Below are 21,062 nucleotides of genomic sequence, written 5' to 3'. Positions count from 1 at the left end.
TCAGCCGGGTGTCGGCCCGGCACCCGCTCGCTGACGCGGTGTCAGCTCGCCGCCCTGTGCCGACCCCGTGCCGGCTCGGTGCCCTGCGGTACCGAGCCCGCCAGCACCACCAGTTCCTCGCAGGAGCGGAGCACGATCTGGCAGGCCTCCAGGGCCCCCCGATCGGTCAGCGGGTTCTCCGCCAGCACCCGCCAGCGGTGGAGCGTCCCGAGCGAGGCTGACCGGACGTCTTCCACGTCGGCCCCCGAGTTCAGGGCGAGACGCTCCAGAGCGCCGGTCCCGGAACCTCCCACCAGCCGCTCTGCCTCTTCCGCCACCCGTGCAGGCAGCGGGACACCGCCCGAGCGCAGTGCAGACAGCAGCCTCAGTTCATTGATCTCGTGGGCATTGGCCTTGACCCTCTCGACGCCTGCCAGCAGCCCGGCGCCGGCCTCCCGCGGGTTGCCGCGGACCAGCGCCTCGAGTCCGGTCAGCGCCGTCCGAACCCGCAGGGTGGTGGCCCGTGCGCTGAACTGCCGCGTCACGAGGGTCATCAGGTGATCGAGTCCGCTGCGCCGGGCGAGTTCGTGCGCCAGCGCCGTCGGGTTGTTGGTGCCGCCGCGGACCAGCGCGGGTCCCAGCCGGAGGCCGAACATGCCGAAGCGGTCCAGGAGCCGCGCTGCGTCCTCCGGGGGGATGCCGATGGCGGCGCTTCCTGTGACGAAGCGATCGGCGGACAGCAGCATGCGTTCGCGCTCCGTCTTCCCCAGCGCAGCGAGGGCGACGAACGCCTCGTACTCGGCCTGCCGCAGTGTCCGGGCGCTCTGCGCGAGCAGACCCGCCATGGGGAGCACATCGAGTACCAGCGACCTCAGTGACGGATCGGCGCGGTAGCGATCGGCGATACGCGAGGCGGAGATCAGGGAGTCGATGCGTCCCGACCCGACCTCGTCGGCCCTGGACAGGACCGCGAGCGCGTTGACCGTCCCTGAGGAGGCGGCACTGGTGTCACGGAAGGCCTCGAGGAACTTCAGGTCCGAGCCGTGGAGGTGCCGCATCAGGTAGATCACGGCATCGGCCTCGGACGGCGCATCCTCCGGGGTGAGGAACTGCGTGCTGCGAGCCGATACCTCGGCGGAGAGCGAGCCGATGCCGGGGGTGTCGATCAGGGTCATGGCGCGCAGGTTCTCGGCCGGCCACTCGACGACGAGCCGGGCCACCTCGTCGGCCTGCTGCCCGCCCAGGTCGAACACGAGCCGGCCGTCGACCCTCCTCAGGGGGAGCAGCCGTGGTTCCCCCTCCATCGGGTACGCAGTGATGCGGGGCGTCGCTGCATGGCGGTACCAGGTGACGATACGGGTGCACTCCCCCGTGTCGGTCGGAGCTATCTCCTCCCCGATGATCGCGTTGAGGAGCGTGGACTTGCCGGCCTTGACCATGCCCGCGACGGCGACTCGCAGTGGCTCCCGCAAGCGCCGTGCATAGCCCTCGAGTTCGGTGCGCAACGCCGGGTCGTCGTCGTACACCTGCACCGCCTCCAGGAGGAGGGCTTCGACGGCGCCGCCGTCCCTCATGCTCCCGCGCCCACGTCCGCGGATCTACGCGGAACCGGCGCAGCGTCGGGGAGGAGCCGCTTCGCCTGCGCATGCAGCTGGTCGATCCGGGCGAGCTGGGCCTTCAGGGCCGTGACCCGCTCGTCGCGTTCCTGGCGGAAGGTCGAGGCGGACCGCTGGGCGGCGGCCACCGAGTCCGCGAGCGACCGGTGGTGCTCCTCCGCGATGTCCCCGAAGTGGTCGCGGATCTCGCGCTGGACGAGGCGCAATCGGTCCTTCAGCTGCTTGCCCACCTGGAAGACGACGTCGTCCATCTGCCGCCGGACGAGGGCTTTCGCCTCCGCCTGGCGGCGCTTGAGCCGGGCATCCTTGTCCTCGCGGTAGGCCTTGCGCCCCAGCAGCAGGCCGGCGCCGACCGAGAGCGGGTTGATGAGTGACATGCCGATGATGCCGGTCAGCAGCCCGAACATCAGCACTCCGCCGTAGCTCCCGCGCATGCCGATGAGTACCTTCCCGGCCGCGCTGACGCGTCCGGGATCGAGGTGTGGCACCTCCTCGACGGGTGCGAGGACGCCGTCGGTACTGGACACCTCCAGGAGCGGCAGGGGCACCTCGTCGAGCGCGAACAGCTCCGCCACCTGCTCGGCAAGCCATCGTGAGCGCTCATTCGTCCACACGAACGTATCCGACACCGCGGAGGCGACCCGCTGCTCGAGCCATTCCGCGAACTGGTCCCAGACGGGCCCGGGGTCCCCGTCGTCGATGGCTGCCTCGGCCTCCCGCTGGATCGAGCGGAGCCGGTCGCGGAGATCGTGCTCCATGTCGGAGATCAGGTCGGAGGCGCCATCGTTGAGCGTGGTCTGCCAGCGTGAGGAACGCTTCCGTTGCTGGTCCGCTTTCGCCTTGGCCTCCTCCAGCTGGGCGAGCAGGACGGGTACTCCCTCGGGATTCTGGAGCGCCTGGAGTTCGGACGTCACCGACAGGCGCAGGTGCTCGGTCGTGGACAGCAGGTCCTGCGCGACGGAATTCCTGCGCAGGGTCTGCGCCCTGCCCACGACGTCGTTCCTGAGGTAGCCGACGAGTTCCGGGAAGCCCGACTCGCGGTTCAGCTCGGCATCCTTCGTCTGCGATGCGACCAGGCGGAGGTCCGACGACACGGGTAGCAGCTGGACAGCTCCGACGCCGGCCTGCGCCAGGTGGGCCCTGTCCAGGTCGGCGACGGTCCTCCACTGCGGGTAGAGGTCGATCTTGGACAGGACGCAGCCCACGTTGGGGACGATCCTCTGCGCCTGCCTGAGGAAGCGCAGCTCCGGCTCGGTGTATTCCTGGGAGGCATCCGACACGAGGATCATGGCATCGGCTGTGGGCAGTGCGGTGAGGGTGGTCAGCGCGTGGGCGGACTCGAGGCCGCCCACGCCCGGCGAATCGATGACCGACAGTCCGTCGGCCAGCACCCGCCGGGGAAGCCGGACCTCCGCCGATGCGAGGCCCTGCCGGTTCGACGGGTTGCCCCGTTCGGACACGAAGCCGGCGATGTCCTCGAGCGCGACGGGCCGGCGCTCGAACGCTGCAGGGTCCTGCTCCGGGCCGCCGCCCTCCCGGGGTACCAGGACGGCGGCGCTTGCAGGGTCTCCGAAGCTGACGACGGTGGGGACGGAGGTCGCGATGTCGTCGTCGACGGGACAGACCGGGGCGTTCACGAGGGCGTTGATCAGCTTGCTCTTGCCCTGCTTGAACTCCCCCACCACGATGACGCGGATGTCGGGATTCGCCAGTCGGGCAAGGGTCTGATCCAGCCTCTGGCGAAGGTCCGCCCGGTCACCGGTCGCTACCAGGCCGAGTCCGCTGTTCACGAGCGTGATGAGGTCGTCCATGCAAAGCTCCCCGTTCGTCATTGAATGAGACCGCAGGCAAGCCCGACGGGGAGATTTCCCCGTCGGGCTTGCCTGATGCGTACTGGAATTAGAAGTTATTGTCTTCCACGTTGAGATCGGTGTCGACCGCCACGTCCAGCTCGTTGTCGACGAAGATCGCCGAATCGTCGATCTCGGTGTATGCGTTCTCCGAGTTGTCGTTGAACGCGTCCTCGATCGCCACATCGGTGTTGATCGAGTTGTCGGAGTTGTCGGTGACGACCGCCGTCTCGTTGAACGCGTCCTCGATCGCCACATCGGTGTTGATCGAGTTGTCGGAGTTGTCGTTGAAGGAATCCTCGACGGCGACGTCGGTGTTGATCGAGTTGTCGGAGTTGTCGGTGTTGAACGAGTCCTCGATCTCGACATCGAGGTCTGCGTCCACGGAGTTGTCGGTGACGGTGGTCGTCTCCGAGTTGTCCGTGTTGAAGGAATCCTCCACGACGACGTCCGTGTCGATCGAGTTGTCGGAGTTGTCCGAGTTGTCCGAGTTATCGGAGTTGTCCGAGTTGTCGGTGTTCAGGGAATCCTCGATGTCCACATCGATGTCCGCGTCGATGTCCGTGTCGACCGAGTTGTCGGAGTTGTCGGAGTTGTCCGTCGAGTTGTCGGAATTGTCCGAGTTGTCGGAGTTGTCGGAGTTATCGGAATTGTCCGAGTTGTCCGAGTTGTCGTTGTAGGAGTCCTCGTTGTAGGAGTCCGAGACGGAGTTGTCCGAGTTGTCGGAGTTGTCGGAGTTGTCCGAGTTGTCGTTGTAGGAGTCGGTGGTGTTCCCGATGGCGACGCTTGCCGAGCCACCAGCGCTGACATTGGTGGAGTTGTCCTGCGAGTGGTCGTCGGAGTTGTCCACCGAGTTGTCGACCCTGGCGTCGCCGTTCGCAGCGACCGCGCCGTTGCCCGAGGCGATGAAGGCATCGTTGTCGAACATCTGGTTGACGTCACCGTTGGCCCAGATGTTCTGGTTCACGGACTGGTCCGTGATGGTGTCGCGGTCATCGACGGAGGAGGTGTACGAGTAGTTGTTGACCACGTGCATGATCTGCTGGACCGCGTTCCCGTGGTCGTTGTCATCCCCGCCCGTGGCAGGCGTTCCCGGCGTTCCGCCCGTTGAAGGCGTTCCCGGCCCCGGCGTTCCCGGCGTCGGCGTTCCGCCGGTGGAGGGCGCTCCCGGCGTCGGCGTGACAACCCCGCCGCCTGTTCCGGGGGTCACAGGTACCGGCACAGCGACACCCGGGGTCACGTCGCCCGAAGAGTTGCCGCCCGTGTCGTAGTTGCGGTCGAACGAGCTGGCGTTCCCGCCGCCGAAGGTGACCGGAGCGTAATCCATGACCACGGGCATGACCGCGTCGACGTCGTCCATGCAGACATCGCCGAGGCCCGCGGCAGCAAGGACTCCCTCCGGGTCGCTGATGAATTCGCTGGCCGCTTCCTGGTCGTTGAAGAGGTTCATGAGGAAATCGAGGAGGTCTGAAGCGAGAGTAGTCATGCGATGTTCCTTCGGTGTGTGGGTTCGCCGGCGGCTCTGCCTGGCATGTTCTCAAAGTAGGAGCGGTGGTGGTACCACGGCATCGGTAGTTCCACCCCTAACCGCGGCTGCCCATTAGGGGTTTCGGCTGCTTCCGTTAGGGGTCCTGATGGGAGCACCCCCGGGTGTCGTGCTGCCGCCGGCGGCCGGGTCGAGTGAGAGGCGGAGCCGCGCCAGCAACTCGGAGCGCGACCCGGCCCCGAGGCGGCGCCGGATCCGCGCGACGTGGTGCTCCACCGTCCTGGGGGAGATGAAGATCTCCTCGCTGATCTCCCGGTACGTCCGTCCCCGGAGGACCAACTGCGCGATCTCGCGTTCCCGTCCGCTGAGGGCCGGCCCTCCAGGCGGCCGCGCGTCGTCCCGGGAAGCGGCACGTACGCCGCCCGCTCCGTCGGACCGCGCCACGGTGCGCGCGTGCTCGTCCGGAGTTTCCCGCCGGGGTCCGGCCGGCTCCGGCACCCGCTCACGAGCGGGGCGCAGGTCGCGGGCGCAGGAGAGCAGCCGCGTCATGTCCTTGCGGTCCGCCGCCCGCGCTGACGCATGTCCCGCCAGCCGCGCTCCCTCCCAGCCGAAACCCGCGGCTCCGAGGCCCACCGCAGCAGCCTCGACCGCGTCGACAGTGAACCGTCCGGCCAGGACCGACACCCAGGCCTTGCCCGCGACCGCGAAGGTGGCCGCCAGTGGATAGATCCTCGCCTGGCGTACGATCGCAGCGGCATGCGGAGCCAGGTAGTCCGGCCGCTCGAGCAGGAGGCCGGCCTGCACCGCCGACCACTGCACAGGCACGGACCAGAGAGGGGGATTCCCGAGTTTCGAGAGGAGCAGCCAGGCTTCTTCGAGGTGTGGCTTGAGCCCCTCGAGATCACGGAGCCGGGCCGCCGCGACGACGAGTTCAGTGAGGGGCAGGACGGTCAGCAGGTCCACGGACACGTGCAGCAATGCCTCACGGGCCCCTTGCCACGCGTGCACCAATGCGGCGGCGTCCCCTGCCCGCCTGGCCAGTCCCACTTCGAGTGCCTGCAGCAGCAACTCGTCGCGGGGAATGGGCTTCTGGTCGTGCACCGCTGCTTCAGCGATGAACGTCCGCGCCAGGGCCGGCTGGTCGAGGAGCATGGCCGCCCAGCCGCCCAGGAGGCACAGACGCGTTCGCGCGACGTGGCCCCCCTGGCCACTGACCAGGGCCGCCTGGATCACGGAGAGCGCCGTCTGCGCGCTGCCGCCCAGGAGCGCGACGGTCGCGGCGAAGCCGGCAGGCATATCGGGAGCCGGCACGGCCGTCCGGGTCGCGTTCACGGTGTCGGAGGCACGGATGAGCATGGGCAGGGCGCCGTGGGGTTCGGGACTTAGGGAGAGCAGGGCTCCCTCAGCCAGGAGCATGTGCCCGACGTCGTGGAGTGAGGGGGACGGCGCGGGAGCTCCGCCCTCGACCAGCGACTGCGCTCCCACGGCATCACCTGCGGCCAGGAGTGCCACCGCACCGAGGGGATCGGTCCCTGGTGGACGCAGCCCTGCCGCCCAGCGTTGCACGTCCGCCGCACGGGACATCATGCCGCGGTGTGCCCACAGCGCGCAGGACACGCGTACCGCCCGGGCGAAATCCGGGAGCGCCAGGCCGGCATCAGGGGGCTGATGCCCGAAGTAGGTGTCCAGGATCCTGGAGGCGGCATCCAGGTCGCCGGTGCCCAGCGCCGCTTCGGCCCGACGCGGCGCCGTGCACAGTGCGTCCGCACCGGCGCCGACCGCAAGCTCGAGCAGTTCCAGAGCGTCGCCGGGATCAGAGCCGAGGAGGGCGGTTCCCTTGTCATCGAGCACGCGCGCGAGGCGCTCGTCCACGAAACCATCCGCAGCGAGTTGACGCGCGAGTGTGCCCAGTGGCAGTGATTCGGCACAGTACGCATCGACGAGGGCACGCTGCAGCCGTCGCAGCTGGTGCACGTCGGCGTCCCTCAGGACGGCAGCGCGCAGCTCCGGCGAGGGCCGTCCGTCGGTGTGCAGCGCTCCGGCGTTTTTCGCGCGGTCCACCAGCTGCCCGGGCGGCGCGCCCTCACTGTGCAGCAGCGGAGGAACGAGGCCTGGTATCGAGAACCCGACGCACAGGGCGAGGACGACTTCGTAGGTCGCAGCATCCAGGTCGAGGTGGGGGGTGGCCGGTACCGGGCGCACGGCTGTCTCGGAATAGTTGCGGACCATGATCAGGACTCCGGCGCGGCGTAGGACGGGGAAACCTCGCCCGTGGGCGCCGGATCCGGGGGAGGAAGCTCCCCCGCCGTCGGCGCGGGAGCAGGCTCGGTGCTGCTTGGCAGAGGTCCCGGCGAGGGAGGTGGTGTCGTGGCGCCTACGGTCGGGTCAGGCACAGGCGGTGGGATGGTGGGATCCGTGACGGGAGGTTCCGTGACCGGCGGTTCTGTGACAGGCGGTTCTGTGACAGGCGGTTCTGTGACAGGCGGTTCTGTGACAGGAGGCTCCGTCACCGGAGGGTCTGTGACGGGAGGTTCCGGTGGAGAAGTCGGGTCCGGGGTGGGCTCCGGAGCGGGGTCCGACGGAGGAACCTCGGGGAGGGGACCCGTGGGGGTCGGAGTGGGACTCGACGGCGGGAAGGGAACCGGCGGCGTGGGGTCGACCGGGCTCGTGCCCGGCTTCTGGACAGCACCGGGAGGGGCCGCTGCGGAGGAGGACGGAGCCGGTGCCGGGCCGTTCCCCAGCGGGGTACTGTCGGGCGACTCCTGGGAGGTCTTGGCTCCCTGACCTGCAGCGCCCGTAGCTTTGCTCGTGGTCCGGCTCGTGCGCTCGGGCGAGGCGGAAGAACCAGCTTCTGCGCTCTTCGCCCCCGCTGCCGTTGGTTCCGAGACCAGGATTCCCGCTCGGTCCAGGAAGTTCGAACTGTCACCAGGGGCGACGAACGGCCCGAGCATCCCTTCGATGCCGTCTGCCTCCGCAGGATTGGTGGCACCCTCCGTTGCCTCAGCGGTCACGGGCGCCTCGGCCGCCTCTGCCCGCGGGTCCCCCGCCAGCGCCGAGAGGGCTGCCAGCGGATTGGGAGAATTGGTGGCTGATGCGGTCGCGATGCCCAGCAACGCCACGGCTGCCGCGATGGCCCCGGCGCGCAGTCCGAGCCGCTTGTTCGACGCCATGGCCGCCGGTCCGTGGCGCGGCGCAGGAACCCTGGACGGCAATCCGAATCCGGCCGCGTTGGTGCCCGCGGTGGCCCCGTGCGGGCCGTCGGAGGCGACGCCCTCGGGAGCAGTCCCGGCAGCAGTACCGGCAGCAGTTGCTGCTTCCTGGTCGGGGGCGTCCTCCAGGGCGGCTGTTGCGAAGGCCGCACCGAGGGCAACCGACGCCTTGGGGTCCAGATCGATGGCGAGCGGGCGGTCGAATTCGCCGGACAGGAGCTGTGCGACCAACGGAATCCGCGACGATCCGCCGACCAGCAGGATCGCGGTCAGGTCCTCAGCGCTGACCTGCGCGCTCTCGAGGGCCGCATGCAGTGTGTCGATCGTCTCGGCGAGGGCGGGTTCGATCATCGCCTCGAACTCCGACCGCACGAGGCGCACGGAGGAGTGGGTTCCGGGGACCATCACGGAGACGGTCGCCTCGGAGTCCGATGACAGCGCCTCCTTGGCTTCGGCGCACTCCCTGCGCAGGCGATTGAGTGCCGCGACGACGTCGGGGTCGGCTGGGTCCAGGTCCGCGGTGGGGATCTTGGCGCTGTCGAGGACGCGGTGGAAGATCTCCTGGTCGAAGTCAGCCCCGCCGAGGCGTTCGAGCCCCTGGGGAACCCCGAGGACGCTGAAGGAGTCCGCGTCGGTCTTCCGGACGACCGTCGCGTCGAACGTGCCGCCGCCCAGGTCGTAGACAGCGAGGGTGCTGCCGTCGGCGACGTGCTCCCGCGAGGCGTACGAGAGAGCGGCCGCCTCGGGCTCGGTCATCAGGACGACGTCGCCGATGCCCGCCTCGCCCAGTGCCCGCGTCAGGAGGGACGTCCTGTGCCCACCCCAGCTCGCGGGATGTGTCAGGGTGACCACGTCGGGACGTCCGCCCTCCCGTTCGGTGGCCACCTCGACCACCCACGTGACCACGGCAGCGAAGAGTTCTTCCGGCAGGACCTCCCTGCCGCCCACGATCAAGGGGACGTCGTCGCCCATCCGTCGCTTGAATTCCCGGGCGACGCATTCCGGCTGCGAGAGCCCGCGGCGTTCTGCGGCCTCACCGACCAGCCGGGTGCCGTCCTCCCCGAGAAAGACGACCGTCGGAATCGATGCGGACCGGCTTCCCAGCGGCAGGATCTGCGGCGTGTCCGGCCCGGAGGTGCCGGCACGGACGACAGCGGCGGCCGTGAAGATGGTTCCTACATCGATCCCAAGACCGTAGCTCATAGATTCCCCACGTCATGCTCGTCTTTGACCACTCTTTCCCAGCTAACAGGACGGCATCGGGCAAAACGAGAGTGTTCTCGCACACCCCCTACTTGTCTTCTCTGCAGGACTACTTGCTTGAGGCAGCGAGGGTCGGCGCCCGTTGATGGCCCGGATGCGAACGAGGGGATGTCATCGCGCGGAGAGGGCCGACCTCAGGGCGTCGCGTGAGGCGTCGCTGCTGTCGATGCGCCAGTCGGACTCCTTCCGGTAGTCGAACCAGATGAACGCCTGGACGTCGGGCTGCGCCGCGAGGTAGGCCACCAGCCCTTCCGCCCACTCCGCTTTCGATCCGCCCGATTCCGTCGAGGCCGTCTCGCCGATCACGATGGGGATGCCCGGAGCCACCTCGCGCAGCTGGCGCAGTCCTTCCGCGAAGAGCTCCCGCGCGCTGCGCCACGCCTCGTTCTCCCGCGTGGTGCCCCAGTTGTAGGCGTCCAGCGCCACGACGTCCACGTACCCGTCGCCGGGGTAGAAGGCCTTCAGCGGCAGGGAGTCGCAGGCCGGAGCCTCGGGATTCCAGACCCACGAGACGTTGGTCGCGCCGGCGTCGGCGAACAGGTCATGCACGTGGCGCCACGCGTCCACGTAGTCGGCGGGCGCATTGCCGTTGGTATCGGCTCCCCAGGGGTACCAGGGGGAGTTCATCTCATGCGCGAAGCGGAGAAGGACCGGCTTGCCGTAGGCCCGTAGGGCACCGGCCCACTGCTGCAGGTACGCGTCGTGGTGACCCGCCGTGATGGTGCTCAGCGCGAAGCGCGTCTGGTCCGGACCCGTTGCGGGATCCCAGGGTTCCCACGTCACGACGGGCGTGGCGCCCCGGGCGGCGACTGCCTCCAGGCCGGCCCAGGGCACGGGCTCGGTGAAGTTCGAGTAGGCCATGATCAGGGACGGGCTCTCACCCAGGGCGATGGCGACCTCGTCCCACTGCCCCGGCAAACCGAACCCGCCCTCCGTCGCGATCCCGAAGGCGGGACGCTTTCCGCTGATGGCTGGAAGACCGGCAAGCCCCGGACCGCTGGGAGCAGGCAGGGCACCGACAGCCGTTGGCCCGCCGTCCGCGTTCCCGCACGCCCCCTCCTGCCCGCCCTGCCGTCCGCTCGTCTGGCCGTCCTCCGACCCGCTCTCCTGCCTGCCCTCCTGCCTGTCCTGCTGTCCGGGCAGGAACAGGACGACGGCCAGGCAGGCGATGAGCGCCGCAGCCAGGACCAGGACAGCCCTCCGTATTCCGGGCGTCCTTCCAGTCGCCGGCATGGGCCCTACTCCCCCAGGACCTCTGCGGCTTCCATCCACTGGGCCTCGAGGTCCTCGATCTCCGCCTGCAGCTCCTGCAGGCGGAGGTTGAGGCCGGAGATGTGCTCGAAGTCGGCGTCCGGCTTCGCGCCGGCGTCGTTCATCTGCTCCTGCAGCTTGCCCTTCTGCGCGTCGACCTTGGTGATCTGCCGCTCGATGCGGGCAAGGTCCTTGCGGGCCTGCCGCAGCTCCGCCTCGGAGGAGTTCCCCGTGGATCCGCCGCTGATGGCGGGTGAGGCGGCGCTCCCGGTGGCCGTCAGCGGACCTGCCGCCTTGCGCAGCTCGAGGTACTGGTCGACGCCGCCGGGCAGGTCCCGCAGCCTGCCGTCGCCGAGGAGCGCCATCTGGCTGTCGGTGACGCGCTCCAGCAGGTAGCGGTCGTGAGAGACCACCACGAGGGTTCCCGGCCAGCCGTCCAGGACGTCCTCGATCGCGGACAGAGTGTCCGTGTCGAGGTCGTTGGTTGGCTCGTCGAGCATCAGCACGTTGGGCTCCCCGACGAGGAGCCGGAGCAGCTGGAGGCGCCGTCGTTCACCGCCGGAGAGCTCGCTGACCCGCGTCCACTGCTTCTCGTTCGTGAACCCGAGCTGCTCCACCAGCTGGCTCGCGGAGACTTCCTTGCCGCCGACCGCGAAGACGCGCTTCTCGGATTCGATGACCTCGATGACCCGGCTGTTGCTCACGTCGTCGAGCTCGCGCACCTCCTGCGACAGCACGGCGGTCTGGACGGTCTTGCCCTTCTTCACCTTGCCGGCCGAGGGCTTCACCTCTCCGTTGAGGAGCCGCAGGAGGGTGGTCTTCCCGGATCCGTTGACCCCGACGAGCCCAAGGCGCTGGCCCGGCGCCAGCCTCAGCGTGATCTTGTTGAACAGCTGCCGGTCCTCGCCGTCGTCGAGGGTCAGGCTCACGTCCTCGAGGTCCAGGACGTCCTTGCCGAGCCGGGACATGGCCATCTTGCTGAGGGCGAGGGAGTCGCGCGGCTCGGGGACGTCCGCGATGAGCTCATTGGCCGCTTCGATGCGGAACTTCGGCTTGGCGGTCCGAGCCGGAGCACCACGGCGCAGCCACGCGAGCTCCTTCTTGACGAGCTGCACGCGCTTGGACTCGACCACGGAGGCCATCCGGTCCCGCTCGGCACGCGCGAGGACGTAGGCGGCATAACCGCCATCGAAGTCGTCCACCATGGCGTCGTGGACTTCCCACGTGTGGTTGCAGATCTCGTCGAGGAACCAGCGGTCGTGGGTGACCACGAGCAGGCCGCCCTCGGTGGCACGCCAGCGCTGCTTGAGGTGGGTGGCCAGCCAGGCCACGCCTTCGACGTCGAGGTGGTTGGTGGGCTCGTCGAGCATGATGACGTCGTCGTCGCCGATGAGGAGCTTGGCGAGGGCCACGCGCCGCTTCTGCCCCCCGGAGAGGGAGGACACCCTGGCGTGCCAGTCGACCTCGGAGACGAGGCCGCCCATGACGTCGCGGATCTTGGGATTGGAGGCCCACTCGTGGTCCGCCTGGTCGCCGACGATCGCCTGGCCCACCTCGAGGTCGCCGTCGAGCACGTCCGACTGGTCGAGGTAGCCCACGGAGACATCGCGCCGCTTGGTGACGCGGCCGGAATCGGGAGTGCTCCGCTGGGCGAGCAGTCGCATGAGGGTGGACTTGCCGTCGCCGTTGCGGCCGACCATGCCGATGCGGTCGCCGTCCTCGAGGCCGAGGGACACGTTGTCGAGGATGGTGCGGGTAACGAAGGCGACGCTGAGGTTTTCCGCGCCGAGGAGGTGTGCCAAGGAGATGCTGCTTTCGGTTGGAACGGGCGTCAGCCCGCGAAGTCTGTAGTGATCCGAGCCCCGTGCGCCGGACCGTGCACGGACGCCGCCTGCAGTCCCTCGGACTCGAGGAGGGTCTCCAGCTCGGCGGCGTGGCCGGAGCTCTGGGTCAGGAAGGCGATGGTGGGACCGGAACCGGACACGATGCCGGCCAGTGCACCGGCGGCCTTTCCCCTGTCAAGGATATCGCCCAATGCCGGCGCGAGTTCGAGCGAGGCCTGCTGGAGGTCGTTGTGCAGCAGCGGAGCGAGGCCGAGCGCGTCCCCGGCGCGCATGGCGCCGAGGATCGCTGGGTCGATGGAGGGCTGGGGATCGGCGTCCACGCCGTCGCGCAGGCGGATCTCGTCAAGGGTGCGGTAGACCTCCGGGGTGGACAGCCCGTACTCCGAGGTCACCAGGACCCAGTGCAGGGGCGTCTTCGAGATGGCCGGGGTGAGCTGGTCCCCCACGCCCAGTCCGACGGCGGTGCCCCCGACGAGCGCGAACGGCACGTCGGCTCCGAGGTCGACGGCGATCTTGGCCAGCTCGTCCCGCGAGAAGCCGCTGCCCCAGAGGGCGTCGCAGGCGAGCAGGGCCGCAGCGGCGTCCGCCGAGCCGCCGCCCATACCGCCGGAGATGGGCACGCGCTTCGTGATGTCGAGGTGCACGCCGGTCCGGCCGGGGCTGACGTCGGCGAGGAGCTCGGCGGCACGCACCGCGAGGTTGGTCCTGTCCAGCGGGATGGAATCGGCGGGCAGGTTGAGCGTGCCCTGCCCGTTCACCGTCACACTGATGCCGCTGCCCGCGGCCTCGGTGGCGGTGACCTCCTCGTAGAGGGACACCGCGAGGAACACGCTGGCGATCCCGTGGTAGCCGTCCTCGCGGGGCGGGCCGACCTTGAGGGCGACGTTGATCTTCCCGGGGGCCTTCACGCGCACCGAGCGCGCGCCGGAGCGGATGTCGACTGTTCTGCCCGAGACCATACCCACCAACCTAGCCCACCGGCTCAGATCACGCCGGGCCGATCCGCTGCTTCCGCTCGGGCCTCCGCGATGCGCGCGAAGGCGGCGACGTCGAGGACTTCGCCTCGGGCCGTGGGGTCCACCCCGGCGGCGCGCAGTGCCTGCTCCGCCAGGACGGGGCTCCCGGCCCAGCCGGCGAGCGCCGCGCGCAGGGTCTTCCTCCGCTGGGCGAAGGCCGCGTCGATGACGGCGAAGACCTGCTCGCGGGTCGCGGTGGTGGCCGGCGGTTCCCTGCGGGTGAAACGGACCAGGCCCGAGGCGATCTTCGGCGCCGGCCAGAACACGTTCATGCCGATCACCCCGGCCTTGGCCATGCTCGAGTACCACGCCGCCTTGACGGACGGGACCCCGTAGGTCTTCGACCCCGGAGGAGCCGCGAGCCGGTCGGCCACCTCGTCCTGCACCATGACGAGGCCATGGCGGAGGGAGGGGAACCGCTCGAGGAGGTTGAGGACCACGGGCACGGCGACGTTGTAGGGCAGGTTGGCCACGAGCGACGTGGGCTGGTGCGGCAGTTCCGTCACACGCAGGGCGTCCTCGAGGAGGACGTCGAGCGCGGCCGCGCGCTCCGGCCGCCACTGGGCGATGGTGCCGGGTAGCTTGGCGGCCAGGACGGGATCGATCTCGACGGCGACGACGCGCTCGGCGGCGTCGAGCAGGCCGAGGGTCAGGGAACCGAGTCCGGGCCCCACCTCCAGGACGGTCTCGTCCGTCCCCAGGTTCGCGGCGGCGACGATCCTCCGGATGGTGTTGCCGTCGATCACGAAGTTCTGCCCGAGGGTCTTGGTGGGCCGGATGTCCACCTCGGCCGCCAGCCGGCGGATGTCTGCGGCTCCGAAGAGAGGGGCTGGCTGTCCGGCGTCAGGGGGCGTGGTCACCCGATCATCGTATCCGTCCCGCTGGTGCGCTCCGCTGCGGCCGGCGGCACCTCAGTCGCGAGCCGGCGGCGCACTGCTGGGAGCCCTGGTCTCAGGAGAGCTCCCGGCGCCGCCGACTCGCTGGGGGGCAGCTTCCCTGCTGGGGAGGAAACTACCGGTGCACTGCCGCCCTCCGGTCTCAGGAGAAGGGCGGCGGGAGGGGCCCTCCGGCCACGTGGGGTGGCGGGCGGGCAGTGCTTCCTCCTCGAAAGACCTTACGGAGAAGTCCCTGCCCCGGCACGAGTGCCGTTCACCCGACTTCCCCGGGCGGGCACTCGGACGGCGTCGGGAAACTACCCGCCGGGTTCAGTCCCAGCTGCCGTACACGGCCTCCGTGTTCGCCGTCAGGCGGGCACAGAGGGAGTTGAGGTCCGCCCCGAGGATCCCGGCCATGGCCCGCACCGTGTAGGGGACCAGATAGGAGGCGTTGGGGCGGCCCCGGTGGGGGTGCGGAGTCAGGAACGGCGCATCGGTCTCCGTCAGCACGAGGGCCGGATCGGCGACCTGCAGCGCCTCCCTCAGGTTCCCGGCATTCCGGAAGGTCACGGTTCCCGCGAAGGACATGTACCAGCCGTGCTCGTTGCAGGTGCGTGCCAGCTCCGCGTCACCCGAGAAGCAGTGCAGCACCACGCGCTCCGGGGCCCCGTCGGCAAGGAGGGTGGCCACCACGTCGTCGTGCGCCTCGCGGTCATGGATCTGCAGTGCCTTGCCCAGTCGCTTCGCGATGTCGATGTGGTGGCGGAAGGACCGGAGCTGGCCGCCCCTGCCCTCCTCTCCGGTGCGGAAGTAGTCGAGGCCCGTCTCCCCCAGCGCACGGATGCGCGGACCGGTGGCGAGCTGCTCGATCTCGGCGAGCGCATCGTCGAGGGTGCCCGCCTCCTCGAGGAGCGGTGCGTCGTTGGGGTGCAGGGCCACGGCTCCGAGGAGCCTGGCGTCCTGTCCGACGACGTCGGCGGTGAAGCGTGAGGAGGCCAGGTCGGTGCCCACCTGCACCGCTCCCCGAACCCCCGCGGCCTCGGCGGCGTCCAGGGCCTGCCGAATAGACACCTCGACCGGCCCCTCCCGGAAGTCGAAGTGCGTGTGGTTGTCGATCACGGGAACGGGCAACGGTTCCGGCAGCGGCGGGTACCCGCCCTTCCGCCGTCGCCGCTCGGCCGGCGCGCCGTCCGCCGTGTCTGCGGCGTCCGTGCCGTCCGGCTCCCGATAGGCCGGCGGGGTCTCCCCCACCGCGTAGGGGTGGGCGGCATGGGTTGCGCTGTTACACATGGTTCAAGCCTAGCCAGCACGCGGAACTTATCTCGCCGGGAGCAGGTTGAGCTAGTAATCTGTTGAATCTGTCAGCCCTGCCCGTCCTGCCCCGAGCCGGACGGGCTGCGGCCGTTACCTGCGTGACGATGAACACCGGTCCTCCGGCCGACGTCTGCCGCCGCAGCCGCACATGGAAGGCGCCCATGGACGTCCAGCACAACATCGCCGAATCTCCTGCGGATTCCCGGTTGGCGGCACCGGCGGATCCCGACGTTCCCGGCGCGACCTTCCACGACATCAGCACCCGCATCCTCCATACCATCGAGACGGTCATCGACGGCAAGCCGGAAGCGGCGCGCCTCGCGCTCACCGTGCTGCTGGCCCAGGGCCACCTGCTCCTCGAGGACGTACCCGGCGTCGGCAAGACCCTGCTCGCCAAGTCGCTCGCCCGCACGATCGACTGCACGGTCAACCGCATCCAGTTCACGCCCGACCTGCTGCCCTCCGACGTCACGGGGGTATCGATCTTCAACCAGGATTCCCGGCGCTTCGAATTCCGGCCCGGCCCCGTCTTCGCGAACATCGTCATCGGCGACGAGATCAACCGGGCGTCGGCCAAGACCCAGTCCTCACTCCTCGAATGCATGGAGGAGCACCAGGTGACCGTGGACGGGCACACCCACACGCTCGGTGAACCGTTCATGGTGGTCGCCACGCAGAATCCGATCGAGATGGAGGGGACCTATCCCCTGCCCGAGGCACAGCGCGACCGTTTCATGGCCCGGATCTCCATGGGTTACCCCGATGCGGACGCGGAAGCCGCGATGCTCGAGACCCACCAGTCCGTCTCCCCGCTGGAGACCATCCGTCCGGTGGCGAGCGTGGCGGACATCGCCGGCATGATGCGGCAGGTGCGCGGGGTGTACGTCTCGCCGGCCGTGAAGGACTACACCGTGGCGATCGGACGCGCCACCCGCGAGCACCCGCGACTGCGGCTCGGCGCGAGCCCACGGTCGCTGCTGCAGCTCCTGAGGGCTGCGAAGGCCGGAGCAGCGCTCGAGGGCCGCGATTTCGTCCTTCCCGATGACATCGCGGCCACCGCCGACGCCGTCCTCGCCCACCGGCTCCTGCTGGACCGCAAGGCCACCAGCGCCGGCGACACCGCGTCGGGCATCGTGCACGACGTCCTCTCACGGGTCCCGGTGGCCCGCGAGGTCCACCGGCGATGACGCCGCCCTCCCCCTGTCTTTCCTAGCCCACGGATACCTGATGGTCCTTCTCGACAAGCTCCCCACGCGGATCCTGACCGTGCGCGGCTGGGGCTTCATCCTCACCGCCGTCGTGGCACTGCTGTTCGCGCAGGTCCTGGGCCGGCGCGACCTCCTGTACGTGGGCGTGCTGCTCCTGGCGCTGCCGCTGGCCTCGCTCATCGTGCTGAGGCTCGTCAAGCCCCGGTTCACGGTGGCCCGCCGATTCCAGCCGCAGTCCATGGAGATCGGTTCGACGACGACGGTCACGCTCTCCCTCACCGCCGCGATCACCGGAGGTGCGAGCATCTCGATGGAGGAACAGCTGCCCGCCCGCTTCGGTCAGGCACCCCAGTTCACCTACCCCTCGCGCAATCCCCGGAACGGTGTCTCCCTCTACGAGTACCGGATCCGCTCCACCTCGCGCGGGGTCTACGACATCGGCCCGGTCACCGCGGAGTTCACCGACCCGTTCGGACTCGGGAAGTCACGGCACGTACTCGGCGGCACGGACGCCCTCGTGGTCACCCCGGCTCCCGTCGAGCTGCTGGCCTCCGCGCTCTCGGGGTCCCGCGGCAACGACGGCATGGCGACCACCCACCGCCAGGCCAACCCGAGCGACGACGACGTCATGACGCGTGAGTACCGGCACGGTGACTCGATGCGGCGCGTCCACTGGGCTGCGACGGCGCGGCACAGCGAACTCATGGTGCGGCAGGAGGAATCCGTGACCACACCGCAGGCCACCCTGCTGATGGACCAGCGGCACCACAGCTTCAGTACGGGCTTCAGCGTGGCCTTCGGCAGCGACGGAACCGGCGGCAACGGCCTCTCCAGCTCCCCGACCTTCGAATGGGCCGTCACCGCGGTCATGTCCATCAGTGCCCACCTACTGGAGCGCAACTATGCCCTGCGGTTCCTCGACCAGCACGGCGCGCCGGCACTGCTGCACTCCTCGTCCGCGCCGTTCCCGGCCGATGAGGAGCACCAGGGACCCGGTGCCGTCGCCGGGATCGCTGAGGGTCTTGCGGCCCTCGAACTCGCTCCGGAGACGGGACGCCGCGCGCATACCGAGGAACACGGGAGCACGGTGATCCGGGCCGGCGAGGCGGCCCGGACTGCCGCACGCCGCATCCGCCGCACGACGGCCGAGACGTCCCAGGGGGTCTCCCACGCAGCCTTCGGTGACGACCTGCTCGACAAGCTGGTCGCGACCCGGAACCGCGGACCCCTCATCGCCGTCCTCGGCCTCATCACCCTGGACGAGGCCAGGGCACTGGCGTCCGCGTCCGACTACGGGTCGGCGTCGTACGCCATCATCTCGTCCGAGCGGCCCGCCGATTCCCGGCGGCAGCTCGACATCCTGCGGGACGCCGGCTGGCATGCGGCGGCCGCGTCCCCCGCAGCGGACCTGCCGGCAGTCTGGGCAGGGCTCGAACACGCGGTCGGCCAGGCATCCGCCGCCTCCGCTACGTCCTCCACTTCCTCCTCTTCTTCTTCCAGCACGGCACCGGCCCGCTCGCCGCACCGCGCCCACCCTTCCCGAGACACTTCGCACAGAGGACCGGCATGACCTCGACACTCTCCCGCCCGGCACCCGCCCCCGCGCCGGTGCCCCCTACGCAGGCGCAGGCGGCCCCCGCCGCCGATCCCTGGCACTGGTCCGTCACGGGCGCCTCCCTCCTCGCCGTGCTCGCCGCGGCGACGAGCCTCAACGGCGTCGTGGAACCGTGGACGTGGCTCCCGCCCGTCGTCCGCACACTCGTCCCCGTGCTGCTGGCCATGGCACTGACGCGGACCCTCCGCCTGAGTGCCGTGCTGGCCCCCCTCGCGGGTGTGCTCGCGCTCGTCGGTACCCTCACGGCCCAGTTCTTCCCGCGGCAGAGCATCCTCGGCGTCGTGCCGGGGCCGGGCACCTCGCTCCAGCTCCAGCGCCTCCTCGCCCAGGCCGAGGAGACGGTCGTCTCCCAGGTGGCTCCGGTGCTGCCCGGCGCCGGGATCTTCCTCGTCATGTGCGCAGCCCTCGGGCTCATCGCCATCATCGTGGATCTCTTCGCGGTGACCATGCGCATGCCGGCCGCGAGCGGCCTCGGGCTCCTCGCCGTCATGGTCGCGCCGGCCATCGTGAAGCCGAACGGCGTCGGGATGTTCGCCTTCCTCGCCACCGTGATGGCCTACCTGCTGCTCCTCGCCGTGGCGCAGTGGCGCGAGAACCGGCTCGCATCGGGCGGCGCGCAGGCATCGTCGGGCTTCGCGGGCCGGAGCATGATCATCGGCGCGGCAGCCCTCGCCGTGACCGTGGTCCTGCCGCTGTTCGTCCCCGGCTTCAACTCCGGCGCCTTCCCCCAGGGAGCGCGCCTGAACGTGTGGGGCAACGCCACCGGACTGAATCCCGCCGTGACGCTCGGCAACGACCTCCGCAATCCCACGGGCTTCGGACGGATCGCCTACTCCACCAACTCGGACAGCCCCCTGTACCTCCGCGCGGTCACCCTCGAGGACTTCAGCGGCAGGCGGTGGGAGCCCGACCAGAGGATCGGAGACCGTGACCGCGGCGTCACCGAGATCGGGGAGGAACGGGGCGCGCCTGAAGACGCACCGGAGGCACAGACCGTCTTCACCCGCATCACCACGCAGAGTTACGCGAGCCCCTGGCTCCTGGCACCCTATTCGCCGGTGGGCATCTCGAACCTCCTGGGGACGTGGGCCTGGGATCCGGCCAACCTGTCCATCCTCGCCACGGACGGAGGCTCCACGGCGCGCCAGCGATATCTCGTGGAGAGCCGGGCGGCGGAGCTGACGCGCGACGGGCTCGGCGCCATCCGGCCCTCCGACCCCGACGCCGTCCCGGAGATCTTCACGCAGCTGCCCGACGACACCCCGGACATCGTGCGCACCACGACCGAGGAGATCGCCGGCGAGTTCGTGAATCCCTACGACAAGGCGCTCGCGATCCAGAACTTCCTGCGCGGGCCCGACTTCACCTACTCGGTGGAAGCACCCGTCGACGGCGGGTACGACGGCAGCGGCATGGACGTGATGGCGCGGTTCCTCGAGTCGAAGTCCGGGTACTGCGTGCACTACGCGGGGACCATGGCCGTCATGGCCCGCGCGGCCGGGATCCCCAGCCGCGTCGCCATCGGCTACACACCGGGCAGCCCCACCGGCAACACGGAGGAAGGCCCCGAGGGCACGGAGCTGCGCGAATTCATCGTCGACTCCCGCAACGCCCACGCATGGCCGGAGCTGTACTTCGAGGGCGTGGGATGGGTCCAGTTCGAACCGACCCCGTCGCGCGGCGTCGTTCCCACCTATGCCCAGCAGGCGTTCGCGCCGGTGGGGCCCCGCGCCGACGACACCGACGCGCTCAACCCCGGCAGCCTCCCCGACGTGACCGGGCAGGCAGGATCGACGGCGGAGGGGTCGGACGCCGCCGACAATGCCGGGGCGAACGGGGCCTCCGACGACGCGCGGCCCGTGGACGGCCTGCTCGCCGTCACGGGCATCGCACTGTTGGCGTTCCTGCCGTTCCTCGCCCGCACGGCCAGGACGCGATCGCGTCGACGGGCCGTGGCCGGAACCGGCGCCTTCGCTGACACCGATGGTGCGGCGACCGCGGCGTGGGCCGAGACGACGGAGATCGCCGGTGACTACGGCTACCCGCTCCAGCCCACGGACACGCCGCGTACCTTCGCCGGGCGCCTCGCCCGCGACGCCGCCCTGGCAGCAGAACCGGCCACGTCCCTCGCGCGGCTGAAGTCGGCCTTCGAGTACGAGGAGTACGCCGGGCACGGCGCGGGAATCCAGGTTCCCGAAATTTCGTCCGGAGGCCTTCGGCCGTCGGCGACCATGGCACGGCCCACGGTGCTTCCGCGGTGGGACGACGTGGACACGCTCACCCGCGCGCTCCGCAGCGGCAGTTCCCGGCGCACCAGGATTCGGGCGCGTCTGTTCCCGCAGTCCCTCCTCAACCGCTTCCGGAGCAGCGTCCGCCGCTGAGGAACGCGCGGGAGCTGGGAAGCCTGGCGAACCCCTTTCGGCAGCCGGGTCGGAAGCTCCCCGAGGAGCACCTGATCCGGCACAGGAAAAACCCGCGGCGGCGTCGTTCGTGAACGACGCCGCCGCGGGCGAGGGTTTCATGCGGTCAGGACGTG

At 69.9% G+C, this 21,062-nt stretch carries 13 protein-coding genes; 3 read left to right on the top strand and 10 right to left on the bottom strand.

What is annotated here, in order from left to right; genetic code table 11:
- Positions 1-41: 41 nt before the first annotated feature.
- The 10 genes from P5G52_RS16980 to P5G52_RS16935 all read right to left on the bottom strand — a co-directional run bounded on the left by P5G52_RS16980 (position 42) and on the right by P5G52_RS16935 (position 15,679).
- Positions 42-1,553 carry a dynamin family protein gene (locus tag P5G52_RS16980; RefSeq protein ID WP_301229721.1) on the bottom strand — a complete coding sequence of 504 codons (1,512 nt, stop codon included), beginning with the start codon at positions 1,551-1,553 and terminating at the stop codon, positions 42-44.
- Positions 1,550-3,406 carry a dynamin family protein gene (locus P5G52_RS16975; protein ID WP_301229719.1) on the bottom strand — a complete coding sequence of 619 codons (1,857 nt, stop codon included), beginning with the start codon at positions 3,404-3,406 and terminating at the stop codon, positions 1,550-1,552. The genes P5G52_RS16980 and P5G52_RS16975 overlap by 4 nt, the downstream gene beginning before the upstream one ends.
- A gap of 88 nt (positions 3,407-3,494) precedes the next feature.
- Entirely contained in the window at positions 3,495-4,931 is a 1,437-nt protein-coding gene (locus tag P5G52_RS16970) for an IniB N-terminal domain-containing protein (RefSeq protein ID WP_301229717.1), read from the bottom strand.
- A gap of 114 nt (positions 4,932-5,045) precedes the next feature.
- Positions 5,046-7,160, bottom strand: a complete 2,115-nt coding sequence (locus P5G52_RS16965) for a helix-turn-helix transcriptional regulator (RefSeq protein WP_301229715.1) — start codon at positions 7,158-7,160, stop codon at positions 5,046-5,048.
- 2 nt (positions 7,161-7,162) lie between these two features.
- On the bottom strand, positions 7,163-9,343 hold the full coding sequence (locus P5G52_RS16960) for an Hsp70 family protein (protein ID WP_301229713.1): 2,181 nt from the start codon (positions 9,341-9,343) through the stop codon (positions 7,163-7,165).
- A 171-nt stretch (positions 9,344-9,514) separates the two neighbouring features.
- Entirely contained in the window at positions 9,515-10,636 is a 1,122-nt protein-coding gene (locus P5G52_RS16955; protein ID WP_301229711.1) for a glycoside hydrolase family 26 protein, read from the bottom strand.
- Positions 10,637-10,641: 5 nt separating this feature from the next.
- Positions 10,642-12,456 (bottom strand): ABC-F family ATP-binding cassette domain-containing protein, encoded by a 1,815-nt coding sequence (locus P5G52_RS16950; RefSeq protein WP_301229709.1) that lies wholly within the window; start codon positions 12,454-12,456, stop codon positions 10,642-10,644.
- A 29-nt stretch (positions 12,457-12,485) separates the two neighbouring features.
- Entirely contained in the window at positions 12,486-13,457 is a 972-nt protein-coding gene (locus P5G52_RS16945) for a 4-(cytidine 5'-diphospho)-2-C-methyl-D-erythritol kinase (protein ID WP_301229707.1), read from the bottom strand.
- Between the two features lie 23 nt (positions 13,458-13,480).
- Positions 13,481-14,374 carry a 16S rRNA (adenine(1518)-N(6)/adenine(1519)-N(6))-dimethyltransferase RsmA gene (gene rsmA / locus P5G52_RS16940; protein ID WP_301229705.1) on the bottom strand — a complete coding sequence of 298 codons (894 nt, stop codon included), beginning with the start codon at positions 14,372-14,374 and terminating at the stop codon, positions 13,481-13,483.
- 345 nt (positions 14,375-14,719) lie between these two features.
- A complete protein-coding gene (locus P5G52_RS16935; protein ID WP_301229703.1) occupies positions 14,720-15,679 on the bottom strand; it encodes a TatD family hydrolase in 960 nt (319 codons plus the stop codon).
- Positions 15,680-15,864: 185 nt separating this feature from the next.
- Between P5G52_RS16935 and P5G52_RS16930 the strand changes: the two genes are divergently transcribed.
- From P5G52_RS16930 to P5G52_RS16920, 3 genes are read left to right on the top strand one after another with little or no spacing between them, the layout of a single operon-like run.
- Entirely contained in the window at positions 15,865-16,890 is a 1,026-nt protein-coding gene (locus tag P5G52_RS16930; protein WP_301229701.1) for an AAA family ATPase, read from the top strand.
- A 40-nt stretch (positions 16,891-16,930) separates the two neighbouring features.
- On the top strand, positions 16,931-18,481 hold the full coding sequence (locus P5G52_RS16925) for a DUF58 domain-containing protein (protein WP_301229699.1): 1,551 nt from the start codon (positions 16,931-16,933) through the stop codon (positions 18,479-18,481).
- The gene (locus tag P5G52_RS16920) at positions 18,478-20,907 is read left to right on the top strand and encodes a transglutaminase TgpA family protein (protein ID WP_301229697.1); all 2,430 of its coding nucleotides are present in this window, start codon (positions 18,478-18,480) and stop codon (positions 20,905-20,907) included. The genes P5G52_RS16925 and P5G52_RS16920 overlap by 4 nt, the downstream gene beginning before the upstream one ends.
- Positions 20,908-21,062: the final 155 nt, after the last annotated feature.

The sequence above is a fragment of the Arthrobacter burdickii genome (assembly GCF_030433645.1).
GTDB lineage: Bacteria > Actinomycetota > Actinomycetes > Actinomycetales > Micrococcaceae > Arthrobacter_D > Arthrobacter_D burdickii.
This window is presented reverse-complemented; position numbering and strand designations above follow the sequence as displayed.

Excerpts from the sequence above, each read along its gene's own strand:
- P5G52_RS16980 (WP_301229721.1), bottom strand. The coding sequence starts at position 1,553 with ATGAGGGACGGCGGCGCCGTCGAAGCCCTCCTCCTGGAGGCGGTGCAG.
- P5G52_RS16975 (WP_301229719.1), bottom strand. The coding sequence starts at position 3,406 with ATGGACGACCTCATCACGCTCGTGAACAGCGGACTCGGCCTGGTAGCG.
- P5G52_RS16970 (WP_301229717.1), bottom strand. The coding sequence starts at position 4,931 with ATGACTACTCTCGCTTCAGACCTCCTCGATTTCCTCATGAACCTCTTC.
- P5G52_RS16965 (WP_301229715.1), bottom strand. The coding sequence starts at position 7,160 with ATGGTCCGCAACTATTCCGAGACAGCCGTGCGCCCGGTACCGGCCACC.
- P5G52_RS16960 (WP_301229713.1), bottom strand. The coding sequence starts at position 9,343 with ATGAGCTACGGTCTTGGGATCGATGTAGGAACCATCTTCACGGCCGCC.
- P5G52_RS16955 (WP_301229711.1), bottom strand. The coding sequence starts at position 10,636 with ATGCCGGCGACTGGAAGGACGCCCGGAATACGGAGGGCTGTCCTGGTC.
- P5G52_RS16945 (WP_301229707.1), bottom strand. The coding sequence starts at position 13,457 with ATGGTCTCGGGCAGAACAGTCGACATCCGCTCCGGCGCGCGCTCGGTG.
- P5G52_RS16935 (WP_301229703.1), bottom strand. The coding sequence starts at position 15,679 with ATGTGTAACAGCGCAACCCATGCCGCCCACCCCTACGCGGTGGGGGAG.
- P5G52_RS16930 (WP_301229701.1), top strand. The coding sequence starts at position 15,865 with ATGGACGTCCAGCACAACATCGCCGAATCTCCTGCGGATTCCCGGTTG.
- P5G52_RS16925 (WP_301229699.1), top strand. The coding sequence starts at position 16,931 with ATGGTCCTTCTCGACAAGCTCCCCACGCGGATCCTGACCGTGCGCGGC.
- P5G52_RS16920 (WP_301229697.1), top strand. The coding sequence starts at position 18,478 with ATGACCTCGACACTCTCCCGCCCGGCACCCGCCCCCGCGCCGGTGCCC.